Genomic DNA, 21026 nt, shown 5'->3' on the forward strand with positions numbered 1-21026 from the left:
TCCCTGTTCCCTGTTCCCTGTTCCCTCCCTACGTAAATAATTTCAGTAATCAAATCGGATCGCTATTTTACCGTTCCCAAAATCTAAAATTGATACCTCCAGTTGTACGCCGGAAACGCCGAGTTGTTTTCCTTCTTCGCTTGATAGTGTTTCTTTCAGTAGATTGTTCTCCTTCAGTCTCTTCTGTGGGTTCAAGTGGCAACTGAGTTCTAGCTTCTTCCTTACTTCCCCACCAAGCGATCATCCAGCCTCCACCTAAAGCACCTAGTGCCCCCAATAAAATACTCATGGGTGCTGGATAGCCTAACCAACTAAAGCCTATCAAGAACAATAACCAATATTTCAATGCTGCATCAACGCCATCAGAGGAGGCTACAGACTGGGGTTGGGCATTATTCTTGCTGGCTGCGGTGATCCAACCTAAGGTGAAGCCGCCCATGATGCCGAGGAAGATGCTCAAGGCTATAGATGACCCTGTCATCGACAATACAAGGGTTAAAATTAACCCAAATATCAATTGTGATAGGAAGTTTGGCGAAAAATTTAAAAAGTCTTTTTTTTGTGCCATGAGGTAAACAAGGCTATTAGGGAATTATTGCTTTTAATTGTGCCTGTTGTGGCTGAGTTGTATCCAAAATCTTAACGTAGGGTTTTTCCGTGTCGCTGAATTGTTCAAATTGTTTAAGTTGGGATGCCAATAAATCGGCAGTTGCATCAGCGATATCCCCAGTACGTTTATGAAGGCGCTCTTGTACAACTTCTAAGGGTGCTGTGCATTGAACAATTTGCAGGGGTATTTGATGCTTTGCAGCTTGGGAAATAGCTTCTTGGCGTAAATTTTGTCGGTCATACTTAGCATCCAAAATTACGGAAAAACCTTGATTAGCCAGTATAATTCCTAATTCCAGCAGTCGTGTATAAGTTTTCTGCGTCATCTCTGGTGTATATATTTCATCACCACCCCGTTCTAATAAGGGAATTCCCGCCAAATGTTTTCTCACTGCATCTGAGCGAATGTGGATTGCTCCTAGTTGACGCGCTAAATATCGTGCTGTTGTACTTTTGCCAGAGCCAGATAAACCCGACATTAAAATCAATTGCCCTTGTTTGGGTTTAGTGTACTCCCAAGCTAGCTTGTAATACTTTGCTGCCGTTTTTGCGGCATCTTCCTTTACCGCCACTGGTACGCCAGGATCGTCTAACAAAAACGAGGTCACCTTTGCACGTACATATGATTGACGGATTAAATATATGGGTAATACCTGTAACCCTTCCCAATCACCAGTCTGCTCTACGTAGGTATTCAAATAGGCATTACTGAGGTCTTTTCGCTGCTGTGCTTCTAGATCCATTACTGCATAAGCGATATCGAACATGACATCAACAAAGCGAAACGGTTCATTAAATTCAATGCAATCGAACAGCATGATTTTGTCACGCCATAGAGCAATATTTCTCAGGTGTAAATCTCCATGACATTCGCGGATGTAGTTATTTTGAATTCTGCTGGCAAATAAATCTGGGCGTTCTGCAAAAAACTGCTCAGTGTAGGCTTTAGTTTCGTCAAACTGTACCTGCGTCTGAGGACCACCAATATATTTCTCGGTTTGCTCATAATTTTCGTCAAAGGCAGCTCTAACTTGCGGGACTTCACCAAAACTCCGAATATAATCATTTGTCTCAGTTTTGGCATGGTATTGAGCTACAACCTGTCCCAATTCTTCTAGACATGCCTCATTTAACTTACCTTGTTCAAATAGAGCACTCAACAAAGCTTCTTGGGGAAACTGGCGCATCTTCAGCACATATTCTACAGGCTCTCCCGTTCCCCCTAGATGGTATTGCTTCTCTACGAGAGTTATAGGTAACACTTCCAAATACAGTTCCCCAGCACCCCGCTGATTCAATCGCAATTCTTCGTGACAAAAATGCTCCCGTTTTTCTAAGGTTGAGTAGTCTAAAAAGCCAAAATTGACAGGCTTTTTCACTTTATAAACATAATCACCTGTGAGCAGTACATAGGAAACGTGGGTTTGAATCAGTTGAATGGGTTCTAAGACTGTATGAGGATAAAATCCAGGCTGCAACATTTGCTGAATTAACGCTGGAATAGTAGCTTCTGTCATCTTTTTTTGCTGGGTCCTGTGTAGTTAAAATACAAAAAAACCAGGAGTTTCCCCCTGGTATCATCAAAAACTATTACCTACTTTATCAAGCTTCTGAGACTGTTTGACTCTCTGTTTCAGCATCAGCCTCAGCAGCAGCACTGATTTGCGGCTGCGAAACGCTGACCACAACTTGTTCCGCTTCACTTAGAGGTGTCACACCTTGAGGTAAGGCTAACTCATGGATACGCAAACTGTCTCCAATTTGCATATTAGAGACATCAATTTCAATAACATCTGGTATATTTTCAGGCAAGCAACTCACTTGTAATTCAGTGATTACAGTGTCTAAAAAACCACCATCTTGTTTAACACCTACAGCATTCCCTACAATGCGCAGAGGCACTTTTACATTAGTTTCACCGTGACCTGCGACCGCGAAAAAGCTGAGGTGGTAAGGCGTACCTTTGGCTGGATGAACTTGAAGTTCCCGTAGCAGGGCTTTGCCTCGCCAAGGTACGTCAGTAACGTTTAAATCAATTAAGGTATTGTTAACTGAAGCTGCTTTGAGCAAGCGCTCAACAGTTTTGGCATTAATAGTCAAGGAAATTGACTCTGTACCTTTGTGACCATACAAATTTGCAGGTATTTCTCCAGAACGGCGCAAAGCTTTTGATTTGCTACCTTCTGGTCGCTTTTGACATTCGACTGTAAGAGGCATACAAGTTGTGAGTTATAAATTATCTTTGGTTCTCTTTTACAAAGTTTTGATGCCGTCGGCAACCCCTACCTTGCGAGAAGGGCTAGCCTAGCCTGCGGGAACTACTTCGTCAAAGGGTAACGCCTGCCGTAGGATGCCCGAAGGGCTTTAGGGCGAACGCCCGAACGAGAACGGAGTGAAACTTCGTAAGAGATTTTGCGCTTTGTACTTTGCCATTTGCTAATGACTAGCGCTATGCGCTGAGTAAGGAGACGGGAGTGCCGTCAGCTTGCAATAAAGCACGTTTGGGCCCGTGAATTGGGTCTTCTACAATTATGGTTTGATCGCGGCTAGCTCCTAAGGAGACGATCGCGATCGGGACTTCCATCAATTCTGCTAAGAATTTGAGATAGTCCAGAGCTTGCTGTGGCAAGTCTTGCAGTGTGCGGCAGTTACTTGTGGATACTTGCCAACCTGGTAAGGTTTTGTAGATGGGACGACACCGGGCAAATTGACGCGCACTGGTGGGGAAGTGTTCGCAGCGTTCGCCATCTATTTCGTAGGCGATACAAACTTTGATTTCCTCAAGTTCATCGAGGACATCTAGTTTGGTAATTGCTATACAGTCCATGCCGTTAATCCGGACGGCATAGCGACCGATTACAGCATCAAACCAGCCGCAGCGACGCTTCCTGCCAGTAGTTGTACCAAATTCAGCACCGCGATCGCACAACAATTCTCCCAATTCACCTTGTAGTTCGGTTGGAAAAGGTCCTTCACCAACTCGCGTTGTGTAAGCTTTCGACACCCCAATTACCCGGTCAATCATTGTCGGTCCTAATCCGGTGCCAACGCAAGCCCCCCCTGCTACTGGATTCGAGGAGGTGACATAGGGATAAGTGCCATGATCTAGGTCGAGGAGCGTCCCTTGTGCGCCTTCAAACAAAATATTTCGCCGCCGTAGAATCGCATCGTAGATCTTGAGCGAACTATCGACAACGTAAGGTTTTAAACGTTCTGCATACCCCAGATATTCTTCAATCACCTCTTCTGGGTCGAGAGGTGGCAAGTTGTAAAGCTTTTCTAAAATTGCGTTTTTATAATTAATCGTCCACTCTAACTGGTCACGTAACCCCTGTGGGTCCATCAAGTCTAAAACTCTGATGCCTGTACGCTCTGATTTATCAGCGTACGTGGGACCTATACCTCGACCAGTAGTGCCAATTCTGTGGCTTCCCCGTCGCTCCTCTGATGCCTGGTCGATCAATCGATGGTAAGGCATGGTGACGTGGGCCGTCTCAGAAATTAGCAGATTATTAGTAGAAATATTTAATTTTTCTAGTTGATCGAGTTCTGCTATCAAAACTTTCGGATCGATAACTGTACCACAGCCGATAATGCATTCGGTATCTGGATACAAAATACCAGAGGGAATCAAATGTAGCTTAAAGGTTTGGCCTTTAACTACAATTGTGTGTCCAGCGTTGACACCCCCTTGGTAACGTACAACAACATCTGCGGAGCGGCTGAGTAAGTCAGTTATTTTACCTTTTCCTTCATCGCCCCACTGGGCACCTATGACAATGACGTTAGCCAAGCTTTTATTTTATAGAGGTAAAGTTTCCACAAACAATAATTATCAACATATTCTGTTACTTATGTCAAGAAGATTAGAGAATATTTATTGAAACAAATTCTTCAGCAAGCTAAAACTAACTAAGCCAAGGGCTAGCTATGAAGAGTGCATACTTACGCATGAGGTTAGTCTATAGTCAACAGTAAAAAGTCAAGAATAAATCTGGACTCATTAGTATTAATTGCCTTAACTAAATTAAAGTGCAATATCTTTGCGCATTTGCTGATGAAATGTAGTCATGGATTTGCTCAGTAAAAAGTTATGTAATTTGATTTATTAGTACATATATATTTTTAATTAAATGTGGTGTCGGAAAGCACATTCATTGATGCAACCGTAATGATTATATAACTGCTGTAAAGTTCAATCTTTCTCAAAAAAGTATCTTAACTATAGTAATCCGTGTAGGAGTTGTAAAATTACTCGCTGAGTCAGGGAACAGGAAATAGTTAATAGGGAAAAAAGTTGTTTTGACAAAAATCCAATAAAATTTTTATAGCATTTTGCAAGTAATTTAATAACTCAAATAATTATTAGGACAACAGATGGGCACAAATAAACAAACATACAGCAGAATTCAGGAGTTAGAATTCAGAATTCAGAAGTAAAACAGTCTTTATGCTTGGGTTTGAGGCTTAGGATCTGTACTTCACTAACTTGAAATTCGCTGTAATTCTGTAATTTATTCTTTAATGAGAAGCACTATATAAGACCCGTATTCAATTTTTCGCACCAGAATACAGAGAAGCTTTTGCTGATCTGCACGAACGTGTTTGTCAAGGTGAAAAGGGTACTTTAGAGTTTGAAATAGTGGGGTTTAGAAACATATAATTATCGAGTTTTGACTGCCAGTAATGGTGTGGAAGCAGTAGCAATATATGCTCAGTACCAGCAGCAAATTAGTGTAGTGTTACTGGATATGATCATGCCAGCGATGGATGGTGTGATCGCTATTCGCAAGCTAAAAAAAATTAATCCCCATGTCAAAATTATTGTCATTAGCGGACTGTTATCAAATCAAAATAAAAAAGAAGCGGCTAACTTGGGTGTAAGAGCATTTTTATCCAAACCCTGCACTGCTAAAGAGTTATTACAGACGATTAGTGCAATTAATTGCTAAATAGTGAGTCATGAATGCTGAGTTAAAAATCAGGTAATTCCACTGAAAAAATTTTCATCCCCATAGGTGCAAAAGGGACGCGAGAAGGGGGATGACGAAGGTGTAGAGGACTCAAAGGTGGCTTCCCATCAGGTGAAAGACGCGGGGACACGGAGAATAACTAATGACTAATGACAACTAACCCGCCAAGTGCAATAAATTAACAATACTTTTACGAATATCTCTTCAGATACAGATTTTTTTTCGCTATCTTATTGTTAAGATTATTTAAATTTTTTCAGAAAACACCACTATGGCTTTATACGCTGAATTGCATCGGCATCTGGGCGGTTCGGTTGTACCTCGTGTGTTATGGCGATATTTCGAGAGACATGCATCGGAGTTAATTTCCCGATTTGCGGACTATCCAGAATTTGAAGACTTTTATACAAGGCCGCGCAACACCCTAGATGAGTATCTAGAATTGCATACCCTAGTAGAAAGTGTGCAGACTGTAGAGACTTTGCCTTACTTTATCTATCGCTTGCTACGGGGTGCTTACATATTTGAGAATTTGGCTTATTTGGAACTGCGCTACACTCCCTATCTCCGCACACCTGAACATCTGAGTCAATCCGAAAGAATTGACAAGATGGCAGAAATTGTAGAAGTTGTGGGACGAGCTAGTCAGTTGGAAGAATATCCGATTGTGACTAGCCAAATTCTTTGTATGCACTCGCGCCTACCTTATGAGGTGAATAAGGCAATTATTGATTTGGCGGCGCAAAGTAAACAGTATGTCTGTGCGGTAGACATCGCTGGGGGTGATAGCTACTATGCCGAGCGTATGGAAGAATGGATTAACCTGTATGATTATGCTTGCTCCTTGGGTATTAACACCACAGGACACCTTTACGAAACCACAGCAGGTTGTTACACCCAACTTCTACCCTATCTAAAACGGATTGGTCACGGAATTCAAATTCCGCTGTTGCATCCTGAGTTACTCCCAGATGTAGCTAAAAGGGGACAGTGTTTGGAGGTTTGCCCCACGACTTACCTAAAAACAGGTACTTTACAGGATATACGTCAACTCAAGTTAGTTTTTGACAGATGTTTTGAAACTGGGGTAGACATTGCTATTTGTACTGATAACGCTGGTTTGCACAATGTGCGTCTGCCATTTGAGTATGAAAATCTTTTGACATACGACATTATTAGCTTTAAACAGTTGCAAGCTTGTCAGGATGCAGCTTTTCGCCATGCTTTTGCTTGGCCTCATGGCGAACGTCCTGCATCTCTGTTGAACGGATTGCTAAAACCTGAACCCCCGAAAGTTTTGGCAATGAGAGATTAATCAATCACTGATGGCAAAAGTGTTAAATAAAGGGCCATTGGTATTGCACCGAGATTCTTATTAAGTGCAATACCTTGGCACCATAACGAGCAATATGCAGGCAAGAGTTATTTAACACACTCAATGCCAACTATGGGCATACAGTCAAGGAAATCCTGCCAAAACTCTTGACCAAATTCTGTCACCCCATCAGGGGAGACTATTGGTTTTTGCCAGCGAACCTCTTTGAAACCTACGCTGCGTAACGCCCATTCATAAGTAGCTGTGCCGAGGTAATAGTTATCAAAACTGAATTGCTGCTTGCTATCAGAGATTGTGAATGTGTATTTTATCGGCGTGCCTTCTCTTAATGGTGAGGTTATGCTTTTGATAAATCCATACTTTTCAGTTGAGAGATAGGACTTAAGGGGTTGGGAGTCATTGTTATTAATGGTGACGAAACGACCGCCTGGTTTTAGGTTGGCAAATATGCTCTGACTTATTTTGAGTAATTGTTCTCTGCTTTGGGCGTAATTGAGTAGATAGGAAGCCACCACCAGATCAAAGCTACCAATTTTACCCAGTTCAAATACATTACCAAGAATATATTCAATGTTTTGGGGTTCTCTGGTTTCTTCCTGTCTTGCGAGTTCAATCATTTTTTCGGAAATTTCGACACCTATCACCCGTGCTGCATCTAGGAGTTTGAATTGTCTGGTATAAAATCCTTCTCCGCAGGCCAAATCTAGGAGTGATTTGCCTACAATATCCCCTAGCAGATGAAAGTATGTATATGCTTCAATATGCAGGCGAAACGGCAATTGTTTGGATTTTTTATACTGCTGGGCTATGGAGTCATAATATGTCATTTTTTTACTCCACTAACAGGCGTGATGTTCAAGAGCGAGTTTCTATAACTGATTCAACATCTATAGCAGTGCTATTAATTCTCAGCACCGTGCTTCGTATTGCCCTAGAAATTGCAAGAATAACAATTGTCGGACGTAAAAAATTGAAAATCTATAATAACCGTAAATCTAAATTTATAGTTTCATTTAATGCTTAGAAAAAACTGTACTGCACACCGTGCAGTACACAGAAACCAAACAATAATTAAGCACCAATACCTTCTGTAGCACCACCGATGGCTTTCCAGCCAGCAAGACCACCTTGGATTGGTGAAACTTCAGCAAACCCAGCAGCCTTTAATGTTTGGGCAGCACTAGCTGATTGTTCATCATTTGTGCCATAAACATAGATATGGCGTTCTGTGTGCAAAGAGGATTTAGCTCTTTTTGCTAGTTCATCCAAGGGAAAGGGAATTGCTCCACTAATATGACCTTGGTTGTAGGTTTGGCGATCGCGCACATCAATAATTGTAAAAGCTGGGTGCCCCCATTCTAAACGCAGCTTTAGATCGTGGGCATCAGTTACTAAATTGGTACTCATCGGCTTTTTTACGCTTATATCCATAAAAGCAATCTATCAAAGATCTAATTTCGATCGATATTTCTTTACAATTAATAAAAATTTCTTTTGAACGGGAAACAAAATTGCTTATTCTATTCAGTGGTTGGCTATTCGCCTACACTGTAATTTATGACATCTACTATTCACGCTTTACCAACAGAAGTCGTATATCTAATTACAGCTGGAGAGATCATCGACTCTTTAGCTTCTGTCGTGCGCGAATTGGTAGAAAATTCCCTTGATGCAGGCGCAACGAGAATTGTAGTTTCTTTGTGTCCCCAGCAGTGGCGAGTAAGCGTAGCAGACAATGGTTGCGGAATGAACCTAGATGACTTGCAAAAAGCCGCAGCCACTCACAGCACCAGTAAGATTTATAGTTGTGCAGATTTGTGGAAAATTAGCAGTTTGGGTTTTCGTGGGGAAGCACTGCATAGTTTGACAAATTTGGCGAATTTAGAGATTTTAAGCCGTCCTGCAAATGAAAATTTCGGATGGCGCGTGATTTATCGTGATGGTGGGAAAGTTGACCAGGTAGAAATAACCGCGATCGCTCCTGGTACTGTGGTGACAGTCTCTAATTTATTTGCCAGTTGTGCGGCGCGTCGTCAGGGTTTACCCCCAGTAGCACAGCAAATGAAAGCCGTGCAAACCACAATTCAACAAATTGCCCTATGTCACCCCCATGTTACCTGGCAAGTTCGGCAAAATAACCGTGAATGGTTCACCATCTATCCGGCTGCATCAATTAAACAATTACTACCGCAGTTTCTACCTCAAGTTAAAGAAGCTGACTTACAGCAAATTCAACTAAAATTACCACATCCTCCCAACTCAGAACTGACAACTCACGACTCAGCACTGACATTGGTGGTAGGATTACCCGATCGCTGTCATCGTCATCGTCCAGATTGGGTGCGTGTAGCGATTAACGGCCGGATGATCAAAACACCCGAACTTGAGCAAACAATTCTGGGAGCATTTCATCGGACATTACCACGCGATCGCTATCCAGTTTGTTTATTACATCTTGTCATTTCTCCCGATCAAATAAACTGGAATCGCAACCCAGCAAAAACAGAAATTTACCTCAACGAAGTCAGTTATTGGCAAGAACAAGTTACTCAAGGAATTGAGCAAGCACTGCGCCTCAGTTCAGCCAATATTAAAGAAGCAGTTCACATAACGCGAGTTAGTAAATTACTCAAAGCCGCAGAAGCTAAAGGCGGTTACAATTTTAATCCTAAAAATTCCAATGAAGGAGATAACAATCAGCACTCAGGACTCAGCAATCCTTACTCTTTAAAAGCGGTTGCTCAAGTCAGCAACACTTATATTGTGGTGGAACATCCTGAGGGAATGTGGCTAGTAGAACAGCACATTGCCCATGAGAGAGTTTTGTACGAGCAATTATGCGATAACTGGCAATTTATTCCCGTCGAACCGGCAATAATTCTCTATCAATTATCCCCAAAACAAGTAGCACAATTACAACGCATCGGTTTAGATATAGAAACCTTTGGTGAACAACTTTGGGCAGTCCGGAATGTACCTGCAATGTTGCAGCAACGAGAAGACTGTGCCGACGCAATTTTAGAACTCAGTTTAGGTGGTGATTTACAAGCAGCACAAGTAGCCGTTGCTTGTCGCAGTGCCATTCGTAATGGTACACCGATGGATTTGCCAGAAATGCAAACACTTTTAGATCAATGGCAGCGTACTCGTAATCCTCGCACCTGTCCTCACGGAAGACCAATTTATTTATCATTGGAAGAGTCTGCTTTAGCGCGGTTTTTTCGGCGTAATTGGGTGATTGGGAAGAGTCATGGAATTTGACTTTCAGGGTTATTCATAAACCCTCTGTATAATATGCTTAGCCTGCCCAAGTTCCTCCTCACCAGTTAAAAAAATTGAGAATAAGTAAGGCTATCGGTACAAAGTTATTGCCCATTATTAAAAACTGCAAAAAAAAATGACCAGGTAGGTGCGAATATGTCGTTTCAGCGCGTCCACCAATCCAATTCCGAGAATACCCAGACTTCACGGAGTACTTCTCAGTTTACGCCTCGCCCTTTCTCTGTCCAGCAGCCTGAACATCCTCTAACACAGGCGAAAATTGAGAATCAAGCCTTCGAGCAAACCCAGTTTGAAGCAACAGGGCTACGGCTTAAGGAGAAGTACGGCACAATCACTCCTGTGGAACAAGAAAAGCTGGGTGTACTGCAAGCCAAAATGGATAGCTTTTGGGCACAGCAGATGGAAATGGCTAAAGCACAGCCGAATTTGTTGGAAATCCTCATTCGCAATGCTCAGTCAACTTCAGCAACCTCACCAGCAGCAATTATTCAGCCCAAGTTAACGTTGGGACAACCAAACAACCTATACGAGCAGCAAGCTGAACGTGTTGCCGATCCGCCTATACCGATTCCTTCTGATCAACAGGAAATAAGGGTTTACTTTGCAGGAATAACTCAGCCAAAGGCTCCTCCCGCTGGAATGTCTTTTATTAGTCAGCAATCTTCCCAATCTTCACTGGGGACTGTATTGGGTTGGACTGGTATTCCTAACGCACCTGCTTATACTGCTCCCAGACTTGATGTGAAAGAATCCCATGTAAGAAAACCCAATAATACAGTAATGCATTATGCCGAAATCCTACCTACAACGTCAAAAGATGCTGTTATCGAATCTTATTATCCGGCACCTGGGGATCATGCAAGGGGTACATATACCGACAAAGGAAAAACGTATATCTCCATTTGGCGAATTAGCAAAGTGATTTCTAAGCTAGTTCAGGATGGGGAACAGGAACATGTGGATGATGCACAAAGAGCTTATGACATCACCTACAAACTCATTGCCGATCAAATCAATCTTCTGGCTGCTAAAGGTGAGAAATTTGGTCCTGCAACTACCCCAGACAAAGCCCGTCAAATGGCTGAAGCTGAACTTTTCAAGTTACTTCCTGCACCACTGCAAACTGGCTATGGTGGTTGGGTTGCTATGCTTGATTTTCTTCTAAAAATGACCAATGCACGAGATGTAAAAGGTTGGCATACGCTAGATAGTTCTGCAAGTACCCAAGGTAATAAAACAATTTATACGATAGTTAAAACCGGGACTACTCAGATCACAACAGTCCCATCGGATAAGCTCGTCAATTATCCATCGGATAAATTCTAAATCGTATCTACAAATCACTCTATGAGAATATTTTTCTTGATATCGAGAATCCTTGGAAAAAATTTGCTATTAATTTAAAGCCCAATCTTCTAGAAAAAACAAGCGATCGCACAATACCCAGATCCAACTAGTTTTTGATTTGGCGAGTAGGAGCGATCGTAAACTTAAGACAACGCACTCAACGTCACCCTATGGACTGGCAATCTAAAATCACGATTGACCCTAATATCTTGGTCGGCAAACCCATTATCAAAGGCACTCGCCTTGCTGTGGAGTTTATTATCGACCTGCTTGCTCAAGGCTGGACAAACGACGAAATTCTCCGCAATTACCCTGGTATCACTCTTGAAGATATTCAAGCGTGCCTCAGCTATGCCAGCGCCACCCTCAAAGCAGAAAAAGTCTACGCCTTTCCTGCATAGCTCATGCGCTTTCTTGCCAACGAGAACTTTCCCAGAGATGCTGTAGAAGCCCTACGACAGCAGGGGCACTATGTAGTTTGGATTCGCACTGATGCGCCTGGGATTGCAGATCCAGAGGTGTTGAACCACGCTCAAACAGACGATCGCATTCTGCTAACCTTCGACAAGGACTTTGGTGAACTTGCCTTTCGTTCACAGTTACCTGCTACCAGTGGAATTATCCTGTTTTGGATTAAAGCTCCCTCTGGTGCAGTTGTGGCTCAAAAAGTTGCTACTGCGATCGCATCCCGAAATGATTGGGCAGGTGATTTCAGCATGAGAACTTTCTAAAAACACCTACTATTGATTTAAAATCCTACTTCTTGAAAAGAACAAGCGATTACACAATACCTAGACTCAACTAGTTTTTGATTTGGTGGCTAGGAGCGATCGTAAACTTAAGACAACGCACTCAACGTCATCTTATGGACTGGAAATCTAGAATCACGATTGACCCGAATATCCTTAGTTGCGTTTAATTTTCAAAGATTTTCTTTTGTGTCTCGCTTTGCTTCTATCAATTCCTGTAGTATGTCAGCCTCGTCTACGGTGTAAAACTTTTGATTTGGTTCTGCATTAATTTTGTCCATTAATGCGTAAAACGCCTCTGTATCGTTGCGATGTTCTAACAAATAACGTTTTAACTCAGATTTACTCATTTTCACAAAGTTCGGCTTGGTCATTCGTCATATCTCCATTTCCCATTGCGGTTGATCACAATTCCTGTTTCTTCTCCAGCCAAGATATAGATGTTTCCTGTTCGTTCATCTAATCTCACTATGAAGATAGCTAATAGCAAAGTTGTCAGGTTTTGGCTGAGAATGAAACAAGTCAGGTTTTGTTCATAAGTCGGATAGCGCGGATACCTCATCAACGTTGATTTACTTTTTTGATAGCCGCATCACACCACAATCTGATTGCTTGCTCCATTGCCTCGCTATGCCCAACCTCTAATTCCAGAGCTAATCGCTTGAAATTCTTCAGTAAATCTTTTGGTAAGTAGGCAGCGCTTTGGGTGTAATCGCTGTGAGTCCTTTTGTTAATTCGATTTTCCATAATGAGAAGACAGTTAATTTGCTGTTATGCTAGCACGCTAGCAAATATCTAGAGGAAAGGATGTATCTGAGATTGTCGATCCACAGGTGTTAAGCCGCGCTCAAATCGGCGATCGCATTCTCCTCAGCTTCGATAAGGACTTTGGTGAACTTGCCTTCCGTTCACAGTTACCTTGCTATTGATTTAAAATCCTACTTCTTGGAAAAAACAAGCGATCGCTAACTCAATGTATCCTGCGATCGCATCTCGAAACTATTAGGCAGGTGATTTCAGCATGAGAACTTTCTAAAAACACCTGCTTTGATTTAAAATCCAACTTCTTGAAAAGAACAGGCGATCGCTAATTCAGCGTGTTCTTTTAACGTATCTTGATCGAGAGTATGAACCAGATACTGGGGAGTGACAGCCAGTAGTTTATCGATTCTGTTTCTAGCTGCTGCTACTACTGATTCATCAAGGCTACCGCTACTGAGAGAATCCCCAAAATCTTTAGCGATGTGATAGGTACGTTCCAAAGATGATGAATTAATGTTACGCGAGACAATAAACAAATCGCAGCCAGCATGAATTGCCCGCGCCACTGTACCTTTGTGGTTAAACATATCTGAGACTGCTTTCATATCTAGGTCATCAGATACCACTACGCCCTGAAAACCTAGTTCTTCTCGCAGTATGGCGTTGAGAATGCCTTGGGAAAGAGTTGCTGGCACATCAGGATCTATTTTAGGAAACAGGATATGGGCCGTCATAATCAAAGGCACCTGTTCCTCAATTAAAGCTTTGAAGGGTATGAGTTCTCGATTTCGCAGATCTTCTGTAGACAGATGCAGTACTGGTAGTTCCAGATGGGAGTCCTGGCTGGTGTCACCATGACCGGGGAAGTGTTTGGCACATCCGAGAATTCCTGACTCCTGAAGTCCGAGGTAGTATTCCCGCACAGCTTTGGCAGCAGTTTCGGGAGTCGTACCAAAGGCACGAGGGCCAATGACAGGATTTTGGGGATTAGAATAAATATCTGCTACAGGTGCCCAGGATATATTAATTCCCAGAGACTTGAGTTCTATTGCTGTGGCTTTTGCTACCTGACGCGATCGCGATTGCAACAGTGAGGCATGAGGAAAACGAGTAATTGGTAAAGGTGTACGCACGACCCGACCGCCTTCATGGTCTAGGGTAATAAACATGGAATCACGTTCGGCGTATTGTCGTATCTGGTCGATCAACTCTCTAAAAGTTTGCAACCAAATTTCATAGGAAGTGCCATCCAAAAAGTTCTTCGCGAAAAAGATTACCCCTATCGGTTGTAATTCACTAAGTGCCCGTTTATCGTCGTCACTTAATGTCGTGCCGGAAACACCGAGAATTAAATGATGCCCAAAGCCCTGGAGATGCTGCGTTACTGACATAACGTTTTACCTGTGGCTATCTATTCAATAGCATTTAATTTCTGATACCAGAGGTATGGTAATTGCTAGTAGCTATTTATGCAATCAGCTATTAGCAATCAGCCATGAGTAATTAGCAATAATCAAGACTCGATTAAAAGTCGGAGACTAAGGCAAGTTGCCTGACAGGTTTGGGTTTTCCAGTTTTGGGGTTGGAAGCTTTCAAGGTCATTTTGGGTTTACTACTTTGCAAAATCACGGCTTCATAGGGCACTACTCCAGCAATTTCGCTGTCGAGACAACGCGCTGCTGCTTGTGATAGATCTAAGCTTCGAGGTGGAATATAAGGACCGCGATCGTTCACTCGCACAATTACAGCTTTTCTTGTTTTTAAATTTGTCACCTGCAAATATGTATTAAAGGGCAGGGACTTATGGGCTACTGTCAATTCATTTTGGTTGTATATCTCGCCGTTTGCTGTTAAACGTCCATGAAAATAGCCCCCATACCAAGAAGCTAACCCAGATATTTTGCTTGGAGAAGGGGTGACACCATACATTTCCCTCTGCCCTTCTACGAGTGTCAGTTTTGGTGCTTTGAATGCAGAACGCAGATTATTAATCCAATCAATTGCTAATAATTCACCACTTCTATGGAATCGTCGAGAAATCTGTTTTTCAATTCCCCATAAAAAGCGATTACCTGCCATTAACGCAGGTATACCATCTACTAAAGCAGGCCGTAATTGATGAGCATCTAAGTTGGGTGACTTAACTAAGGGCATTAAGCGTTGTTGCATTGACTTTGCAGCAATTTCTGTGGGCAAAGTCGCAACTGCACGGTTATTTACCCAGACTTCATAGTTCTCTCGACCTCTATGAACAACCAATACTGGCAAGGAAGCAGACATAAAATTCTGCTCAACAGGATTAGCAAAGCGAAAGAAATCTTGCAGCGATCGCAGGATTTTATTCGGTAAAAAATCTCGGTTTAAAGAGCCAGAGTTAATTATTTTTCCAGAAGACAACCCGCTAGATGTCTGTAAGATAGGTTGTTTTGATGCTATCTCTTGACCAAAACTACAAAGCTGTTTTTTGCTATTGTTAACTGCTGTTTCCTTAGCATTTGGCGGTTGCTCTAGATTTGTTTTGCTTTCACTCTTTCCCCAATCTATTCTTAAAAATCTTGTGGGTAGTAACGTCGTGCTCCAAACATTTATCGACTGTTTAGGTTGCACAAACAATGGGCGGTGCCTACTTACAAATTTTCCCAGATTGGCTGAAACTTTTGTTGGTAATACATTTGCTGTAATACTTGGTGGTAAGTTGTTGCTAAATGACAAAAAAGAACTAATCCAAGATGTCATGCAAAGGAATTCAAACAATATCATGTCGGTTTAATGTCCAAGTAACTGCACAATTCAACAGTGCACCCCTGGTTTTGCTAAACAACATTCTTTGGCTACGAAATTAAAATTTTATTCTTTGAAACAGAAAAAAATCCTCTCATTTTTTGGCAAAACACTGAGCGATCCCCAGCAGGGATCATCATATCTTGTTGTCAGTAAATATACAAATAAAACTTTTAGATATTGTTTTGAATTATTAGCCTGTTTTAAATTTAAATTTTTTATAATTCACTTTCATCCCACAGGAAAAAATGCATAATCATTTATTTAACAACTGCAAAAATACCTAAATATAAAACTAAAAAGTATTAATTTTTACATAAAACATTTATTTATAAAAATAAAATACACCGATAAGTGACCAACAATCTTCACCAATTGGGAAATTTAGCGTGAAAACAAATTTCAGTAGATTGGTAAAAAATCAATTCTGGGTGTCTACACAACAAGGTAAAAGGCTCAAATTAAAAGCTTTTAAGTTTTAAACATGAGTTGCTTTAAATAAAAATAATCTGATTGAGTGAGACTTTTGGGATTGATCGGGTATAGCGAAAGACCTAAAACTAATAGTGCTAAATAGTGATTTCACAGCCTATTTAAAAGTTTTTTTGGGAAGCGATCGCACAATCGCTGCGAAATGTAACAGATTGCAACGTATAATGAGAACGGCAAAATGACTAAGAAATCTTGAAGAGCAGTAGGGTTAAATGCGAGTAGCGATCGCGGGAGCGGGTCTAGCAGGACTTTCCTGCGCAAAATATCTCACAGACGCGGGTCACACTCCCATCGTCTTGGAACGCCGAGACGTACTGGGAGGTAAAGTGGCAGCGTGGCAAGATGCTGACGGAGACTGGTACGAAACAGGTCTGCACATATTTTTTGGGGCATACCCCAATATTTTGCAGCTATTCAAAGAACTAGGAATTGAAGATCGTTTGCAGTGGAAAGAACACACCATGATCTTCAACCAGCCCGATGCCCCAGGCACATACAGCAGCTTTGATTTCCCAGATTTGCCAGCACCCTTAAATGGCATAGTGGCAATCTTGGGAAACAACGATATGCTCACTTGGCCAGAAAAAATTCGTTTTGGTCTGGGTTTGTTACCAGCAATGGTGCAAGGGCAGAAGTATGTAGAGGAAATGGACAAATACTCTTGGACGGAATGGCTGCAAAAGCAAAACATTCCCCTACGAGTGGAAAAAGAAGTTTTTATTGCCATGTCTAAGGCATTGAATTTCATTGGCCCAGAAGAAATTTCCGCTACCATCCTGCTAACAGCCCTTAATCGCTTCCTCCAGGAGAAGAAAGGCTCAACAATGGCTTTTCTTGATGGTTCACCAACTGAGCGATTGTGTCAGCCGATAGTAGATCACATTACCGAACGCGGTGGGGAAGTTAGATTAAATGCCCCCCTGAAAGAAATTTTGCTCAACGGAGATGGCACCGTGCGGGGATTCTTGCTCCGGGGATTGAATGGAGCAGAAGATGAAGTTTTAACAGCAGATCTGTACGTATCTGCCATGCCCGTTGACCCCTTGAAGGTCATGCTGCCAGCACCTTGGAAGCAAATGGAGTTTTTCCAGCAGCTAGAAGGACTAGAAGGAGTGCCAGTAATTAACCTCCATCTATGGTTTGATCGTAAACTTACAGAAATTGACCACTTACTATTTTCGCGATCGCCCCTCCTCAGCGTTTATGCTGATATGAGCAATACCTGCCGTGGATATGCTAATCCCGATCGCTCAATGCTGGAATTAGTTCTAGCACCGGCAAAAGATTGGATCGCCAAATCCGATGAGGAAATTGTCAATGCAACCCTTGCCGAACTAGAAAAACTCTTCCCCGACCATTTTGGCGGAGACAATCCAGCAAAGTTGCTGAAATATCATGTGGTAAAAACGCCGCGTTCAGTTTACAAAGCGACTCCTGGTCGTCAACAGCACCGTCCCTCGCAGAAAACCCCCATTGCCAACTTCTATCTCACAGGAGATTACACCATGCAACGCTATTTAGCCAGTATGGAAGGGGCCGTACTTTCTGGTAAGCTGACAGCGCAGGCGATCTCTGAAGCACTCCCGGTGGCAAATGCCTCAAACCTGCAAACGCTAACTCGATCGCCCGCAACGAATGCTGCAACTGCCTGATTCACCCCCGCGCATGAAAACGCTGGTCTCTGTAGACGATTCCTACAAACTTTGTCGGCAACTAATCGCCAAGTATTCCGCGACTTTTTACCTCAGCACTTTGCTCCTGAGTAAAGAAAAGCGTCCCGCTGTTTGGGCAATTTATGCTTGGTGTCGCCGTACAGATGAACTGGTAGATGGCCCTGGATCTGCTATGACCACACCAGAAACCCTAGACTTATGGGAGCAGCAGCTAGAATCAATTTTTTCTGGCAACCCAGCAGAAAATTTTGATGTAGCTTTAGCGGATACTGTCCAACGCTTTCCAATAGACATTCAGCCCTTTCGGGATATGATTGCTGGTCAGCGGATGGACTTATACCGCAGTCGCTATGAAACGTTTGAGGAGTTATACCTCTACTGTTACCGCGTCGCTGGTACTGTCGGCTTAATGTCCACCGCAGTCATGGGGTTGGAAAATACCAGAAATACAGCCCCTTGGAACCGCGATCAACAGCCATATATTCCGATCAAGGAAGAAATTGCCTTGGGAATTGCCAAGCAACTTACCAATATCTTGAGAGATGTTGGAGAAGATGCGCGGCGAGGGAGAATTTATATTCCTTTAGAAGATTTGGCACGATTTGACTACACCGAACAAGACTTATTCAAGGGTGTAGTAGATGATCGCTGGCGTTCTTTAATGCACTTTCAAATTACAAGGGCCAGAGATTTTTACCGCAAGGCAGAAAAAGGAATTTCCTATCTCTCTGCTGATGCCCGTTGGCCTGTGTGGGCAGCCTTGATGCATTATAGTCAAATCTTAAATGTCATTGAACGCAACGATTACAATGTGTTCACTCAGCGTGCTTACGTCCCCCAGTGGAAAAAATTGCGGACTTTACCACTGGCTTGGATGCGATCGCAAGTGCTATGAAGCTTAGTCAAGGGTCAATAGTTAAGAGTTAATAGCCAAGCTAATCAGCACGGGTCAAGAGTCAATAGTCTCAGAGCTTTTGACTAATGACCAATGGCTAATAACTAATGACTAAAAAATGTTTGACTTCTCTGAATCTATCTGCTACCATTGTTATTCGTGACCCAGGAGAGGTGGCTGAGTGGTCGAAAGCGGCAGATTGCTAATCTGTTGTACGGCAGGCAACTCCGTACCGAGGGTTCGAATCCCTCCCTCTCCGTTTTCCAAGGTATTGGAACTAAGTGATGAATAATGAAAGCTCAATTTAATCACTAGCGAAACTATACCTTATATATTTTTTTTTACAATTGAGCGCCATAAATTTTTCCAAAGTGATAAAAATATTTTCTTTGGGTATAGGTATTAATTTTGGTGTGCATACTTCTATATCTTCAAGGGGATGATATTATTTATCCTTTGGAGTCTGTTAAAATCGGCCTAACCTGAAAATATAGTTTAGAATCCTACTTTCAGGCTCCTAAAGATTAGAGGAGTGAAAGTATTTATGCAAAGAATTAGTACTGCCTTAGCCTTGAGTATAGCTACCCTAGCAACAGGTTTCTTTCTAGGGGCTTGTAGTGATAGTGCTACTAACGCGAATAACACAGGTAACACTCAAAATGCCGCCCCAGCAGTGAACTCAACTACTACAACTAGCAATGCTAAGGGATTGAAAATTGGTTCCCTACTGCCAACAACCGGCGACTTAGCATCTATCGGACAACAGATGGTAGGTTCAGTTCCCCTGCTCGTTGACACAGTTAATGCTTGTGGTGGAGTTAACGGTGAACCAGTGACGTTAGTGCCAGTAGACGATCAAACAGATCCTAAAGCAGGTGCTGCTGGTATGACCAAACTAGCAACCTTAGATAAAGTTGCTGGTGTAGTGGGTTCTTTTGCTAGTAGTGTTTCTACTGCTGCTGTCTCTGTTGCTACACCGAATAAAGTGATGCTGGTTTCTCCAGGTAGCACCAGTCCTGTATTTACCGACAAGGCTCAAAAAGGTGACTATAAAGGCTTTTGGGCGCGTACTGCTCCCCCAGATACCTACCAAGCACTAGCTTTAGCCCAACTTGCTAAGAAAAAAGGATTTAAGCGCGTTTCTACAGTAGTCATTAATAACGACTATGGCGTTGGTTTTGAAAAAGCATTTGTGCAAACTTTTGAAAAGTTAGGTGGAACAGTAGTTAATAAAGACAAACCCGTCCGCTACGACCCCAAAGCCCAAACATTTGATACCGAAGCTGGTGCGGCTTTTGCTGGTAAACCAGATGCAGTGCTGGCAGTGCTGTATGCCGAGACAGGTAGCCTGTTTCTCAAAGCTGCTTACCAACAAGGCTTGACTAAAGGAGTGCAAATTCTACTGACAGATGGCGTCAAAGCTCCTACTTTCCCAGAGCAAGTTGGTAAAGGTAGTGACGGCAAATATATTTTAACCGGAGCGATCGGTACAGTACCTGGTTCTGATGGAAAAGCCTTGGAAGGATTTAACAAGCTATGGAAAGATAAAAAGGGTGGTTCCCCTGGAGAATATGCTCCTCAAGCTTGGGACGCAGCTGCATTGTTGGTATTAGCTGCACAAGCTGCTAAAGAAAACACAGGCGTTGGCATCGCCAATAAAATTCGAGAAGTTTCTGCTGGATCAGGTACAGAAGTTACTGATGTTTGTGAAGGGCTAAAATTACTGAAAGAAGGTAAAAAAATTAACTACCAAGGAGCTAGTGGCAACGTTGACGTTGATGCTAATGGCGATGTTGTTGGTGTCTACGATGTCTGGACTGTCGGAGATGATGGCAAAATCAAGGTAATTGACAAAGTTAGTCCTAAATAGAGAGAGGTTAAGAAAACCTGTATTTAGGCTGTAAATTTAACCTTTTGCAAAAGTCGATTTTAGGAAAAACCACAGATAAACACCAATTTTATTAGTGTTTATCTGTGGTTCCGAATCAAAAACTAGGATTTTGACAGAAAATCTGATAAGTGCTGAGTGAAATATACTTACAACTCAGCACTCACTAAGCTAATCATCATTCAAACTGCATCTTTGCGTCTTGCTGATGCTACGGATTATGCAGCTTAAAGCACATT

General features: G+C 42.3%; 20 protein-coding genes, 1 tRNA gene and 1 pseudogene. 11 read left to right on the plus strand and 11 right to left on the minus strand.

The features are described 5' to 3' along the window. Positions 1-67: 67 nt before the first annotated feature. The 4 genes from BV372_RS06275 to BV372_RS06290 all read right to left on the minus strand — a co-directional run bounded on the left by BV372_RS06275 (position 68) and on the right by BV372_RS06290 (position 4402). On the minus strand, positions 68-568 hold the full coding sequence (locus BV372_RS06275) for a hypothetical protein (RefSeq protein ID WP_086684800.1): 501 nt from the start codon (positions 566-568) through the stop codon (positions 68-70). A 16-nt stretch (positions 569-584) separates the two neighbouring features. Further along, positions 585-2126, minus strand: coding sequence for an AAA family ATPase (locus BV372_RS06280; RefSeq protein WP_086684803.1), 1542 nt, complete (start codon positions 2124-2126; stop codon positions 585-587). Positions 2127-2211: 85 nt separating this feature from the next. Further along, on the minus strand, positions 2212-2826 hold the full coding sequence (locus tag BV372_RS06285) for a 50S ribosomal protein L25/general stress protein Ctc (RefSeq protein ID WP_086684805.1): 615 nt from the start codon (positions 2824-2826) through the stop codon (positions 2212-2214). Between the two features lie 232 nt (positions 2827-3058). Further along, entirely contained in the window at positions 3059-4402 is a 1344-nt protein-coding gene (locus tag BV372_RS06290; RefSeq protein ID WP_086684808.1) for an adenylosuccinate synthase, read from the minus strand. An 856-nt stretch (positions 4403-5258) separates the two neighbouring features. Between BV372_RS06290 and BV372_RS06295 the strand changes: the two are divergent. Both BV372_RS06295 and BV372_RS06300 read left to right on the plus strand, forming a co-directional pair. Further along, positions 5259-5561: pseudogene (locus tag BV372_RS06295) on the plus strand (response regulator); the annotation flags it as partial. A gap of 292 nt (positions 5562-5853) precedes the next feature. Continuing rightward, positions 5854-6897: an adenosine deaminase gene (locus tag BV372_RS06300; protein WP_086684811.1), complete on the plus strand. Its 1044-nt coding sequence runs from the start codon at positions 5854-5856 to the stop codon at positions 6895-6897. Between the two features lie 107 nt (positions 6898-7004). Here BV372_RS06300 and BV372_RS06305 read toward each other — a convergent pair whose 3' ends face one another. Next, positions 7005-7745: a class I SAM-dependent methyltransferase gene (locus BV372_RS06305; RefSeq protein WP_086684814.1), complete on the minus strand. Its 741-nt coding sequence runs from the start codon at positions 7743-7745 to the stop codon at positions 7005-7007. 244 nt (positions 7746-7989) lie between these two features. Then, positions 7990-8325, minus strand: coding sequence for a rhodanese-like domain-containing protein (locus BV372_RS06310; RefSeq protein ID WP_086684817.1), 336 nt, complete (start codon positions 8323-8325; stop codon positions 7990-7992). Positions 8326-8475: 150 nt separating this feature from the next. Here BV372_RS06310 and mutL point away from each other — a divergent pair, with 150 nt between their 5' ends. From mutL to BV372_RS06330, 4 genes are all read left to right on the plus strand, one after another. Continuing rightward, complete coding sequence (gene mutL, locus BV372_RS06315; protein WP_086684819.1) at positions 8476-10179, plus strand: DNA mismatch repair endonuclease MutL; 1704 nt, start codon at positions 8476-8478, stop codon at positions 10177-10179. Between the two features lie 156 nt (positions 10180-10335). Beyond that, positions 10336-11526: a hypothetical protein gene (locus BV372_RS06320; RefSeq protein WP_086684822.1), complete on the plus strand. Its 1191-nt coding sequence runs from the start codon at positions 10336-10338 to the stop codon at positions 11524-11526. Positions 11527-11717: 191 nt separating this feature from the next. After that, on the plus strand, positions 11718-11948 hold the full coding sequence (locus tag BV372_RS06325) for a DUF433 domain-containing protein (protein WP_086684825.1): 231 nt from the start codon (positions 11718-11720) through the stop codon (positions 11946-11948). Between the two features lie 3 nt (positions 11949-11951). Further along, entirely contained in the window at positions 11952-12278 is a 327-nt protein-coding gene (locus BV372_RS06330; RefSeq protein WP_086684828.1) for a DUF5615 family PIN-like protein, read from the plus strand. Positions 12279-12469: 191 nt separating this feature from the next. On the opposite strand, the gene BV372_RS06335 is transcribed toward BV372_RS06330, so the two are convergent. Genes BV372_RS06335 through BV372_RS06345 form a run of 3 tightly spaced genes read right to left on the minus strand, consistent with a single transcriptional unit; the run spans position 12470 to position 13043 of the window. Beyond that, positions 12470-12670, minus strand: a complete 201-nt coding sequence (locus BV372_RS06335; RefSeq protein WP_086684831.1) for a hypothetical protein — start codon at positions 12668-12670, stop codon at positions 12470-12472. Continuing rightward, complete coding sequence (locus BV372_RS06340) at positions 12667-12858, minus strand: hypothetical protein (protein ID WP_086684834.1); 192 nt, start codon at positions 12856-12858, stop codon at positions 12667-12669. The genes BV372_RS06335 and BV372_RS06340 overlap by 4 nt, the downstream gene beginning before the upstream one ends. Continuing rightward, positions 12858-13043, minus strand: coding sequence for a ribbon-helix-helix protein, CopG family (locus BV372_RS06345; RefSeq protein WP_086684837.1), 186 nt, complete (start codon positions 13041-13043; stop codon positions 12858-12860). Before BV372_RS06345 ends, BV372_RS06340 begins: the two co-directional genes overlap by 1 nt. 71 nt (positions 13044-13114) lie before the next feature. Here BV372_RS06345 and BV372_RS36025 point away from each other — a divergent pair, with 71 nt between their 5' ends. Beyond that, positions 13115-13225 (plus strand): DUF5615 family PIN-like protein, encoded by a 111-nt coding sequence (locus BV372_RS36025; RefSeq protein ID WP_256973102.1) that lies wholly within the window; start codon positions 13115-13117, stop codon positions 13223-13225. A gap of 123 nt (positions 13226-13348) precedes the next feature. Here the strand turns inward: BV372_RS36025 and nagZ are convergent, their stop codons facing one another. After that, positions 13349-14449, minus strand: coding sequence for a beta-N-acetylhexosaminidase (nagZ, locus tag BV372_RS06350; RefSeq protein ID WP_086684838.1), 1101 nt, complete (start codon positions 14447-14449; stop codon positions 13349-13351). 133 nt (positions 14450-14582) lie between these two features. Continuing rightward, complete coding sequence (locus BV372_RS06355; protein ID WP_086684841.1) at positions 14583-15818, minus strand: septal ring lytic transglycosylase RlpA family protein; 1236 nt, start codon at positions 15816-15818, stop codon at positions 14583-14585. 725 nt (positions 15819-16543) lie between these two features. Between BV372_RS06355 and pds the strand changes: the two genes are divergently transcribed. The 4 genes from pds to BV372_RS06375 all read left to right on the plus strand — a co-directional run bounded on the left by pds (position 16544) and on the right by BV372_RS06375 (position 20769). Then, positions 16544-17983 (plus strand): 15-cis-phytoene desaturase, encoded by a 1440-nt coding sequence (gene pds, locus BV372_RS06360; RefSeq protein ID WP_086684844.1) that lies wholly within the window; start codon positions 16544-16546, stop codon positions 17981-17983. Further along, positions 17967-18899, plus strand: a complete 933-nt coding sequence (crtB, locus tag BV372_RS06365; RefSeq protein WP_086684847.1) for a 15-cis-phytoene synthase CrtB — start codon at positions 17967-17969, stop codon at positions 18897-18899. The genes pds and crtB overlap by 17 nt, the downstream gene beginning before the upstream one ends. Before the next feature lie 167 nt (positions 18900-19066). Beyond that, a tRNA-Ser gene (locus BV372_RS06370) sits at positions 19067-19158 on the plus strand. A 285-nt stretch (positions 19159-19443) separates the two neighbouring features. Further along, entirely contained in the window at positions 19444-20769 is a 1326-nt protein-coding gene (locus BV372_RS06375) for an ABC transporter substrate-binding protein (RefSeq protein ID WP_086684850.1), read from the plus strand. Positions 20770-21026: the final 257 nt, after the last annotated feature.

This window comes from Nostoc sp. T09 (genome assembly GCF_002154695.1).
In the GTDB taxonomy this organism is placed as follows: Bacteria; Cyanobacteriota; Cyanobacteriia; order Cyanobacteriales; family Nostocaceae; genus Aulosira.

Excerpts from the sequence above, each read along its gene's own strand:
- BV372_RS06275 (WP_086684800.1), bottom strand. The coding sequence starts at position 568 with ATGGCACAAAAAAAAGACTTTTTAAATTTTTCGCCAAACTTCCTATCA.
- BV372_RS06280 (WP_086684803.1), bottom strand. The coding sequence starts at position 2,126 with ATGACAGAAGCTACTATTCCAGCGTTAATTCAGCAAATGTTGCAGCCT.
- BV372_RS06285 (WP_086684805.1), bottom strand. The coding sequence starts at position 2,826 with ATGCCTCTTACAGTCGAATGTCAAAAGCGACCAGAAGGTAGCAAATCA.
- BV372_RS06300 (WP_086684811.1), top strand. The coding sequence starts at position 5,854 with ATGGCTTTATACGCTGAATTGCATCGGCATCTGGGCGGTTCGGTTGTA.
- BV372_RS06305 (WP_086684814.1), bottom strand. The coding sequence starts at position 7,745 with ATGACATATTATGACTCCATAGCCCAGCAGTATAAAAAATCCAAACAA.
- BV372_RS06310 (WP_086684817.1), bottom strand. The coding sequence starts at position 8,325 with ATGAGTACCAATTTAGTAACTGATGCCCACGATCTAAAGCTGCGTTTA.
- mutL (WP_086684819.1), top strand. The coding sequence starts at position 8,476 with ATGACATCTACTATTCACGCTTTACCAACAGAAGTCGTATATCTAATT.
- BV372_RS06320 (WP_086684822.1), top strand. The coding sequence starts at position 10,336 with ATGTCGTTTCAGCGCGTCCACCAATCCAATTCCGAGAATACCCAGACT.
- BV372_RS06325 (WP_086684825.1), top strand. The coding sequence starts at position 11,718 with ATGGACTGGCAATCTAAAATCACGATTGACCCTAATATCTTGGTCGGC.
- BV372_RS06330 (WP_086684828.1), top strand. The coding sequence starts at position 11,952 with ATGCGCTTTCTTGCCAACGAGAACTTTCCCAGAGATGCTGTAGAAGCC.
- BV372_RS06335 (WP_086684831.1), bottom strand. The coding sequence starts at position 12,670 with ATGACCAAGCCGAACTTTGTGAAAATGAGTAAATCTGAGTTAAAACGT.
- BV372_RS06340 (WP_086684834.1), bottom strand. The coding sequence starts at position 12,858 with ATGAGGTATCCGCGCTATCCGACTTATGAACAAAACCTGACTTGTTTC.
- BV372_RS06345 (WP_086684837.1), bottom strand. The coding sequence starts at position 13,043 with ATGGAAAATCGAATTAACAAAAGGACTCACAGCGATTACACCCAAAGC.
- nagZ (WP_086684838.1), bottom strand. The coding sequence starts at position 14,449 with ATGTCAGTAACGCAGCATCTCCAGGGCTTTGGGCATCATTTAATTCTC.
- BV372_RS06355 (WP_086684841.1), bottom strand. The coding sequence starts at position 15,818 with ATGATATTGTTTGAATTCCTTTGCATGACATCTTGGATTAGTTCTTTT.
- pds (WP_086684844.1), top strand. The coding sequence starts at position 16,544 with ATGCGAGTAGCGATCGCGGGAGCGGGTCTAGCAGGACTTTCCTGCGCA.
- crtB (WP_086684847.1), top strand. The coding sequence starts at position 17,967 with ATGCTGCAACTGCCTGATTCACCCCCGCGCATGAAAACGCTGGTCTCT.
- BV372_RS06375 (WP_086684850.1), top strand. The coding sequence starts at position 19,444 with ATGCAAAGAATTAGTACTGCCTTAGCCTTGAGTATAGCTACCCTAGCA.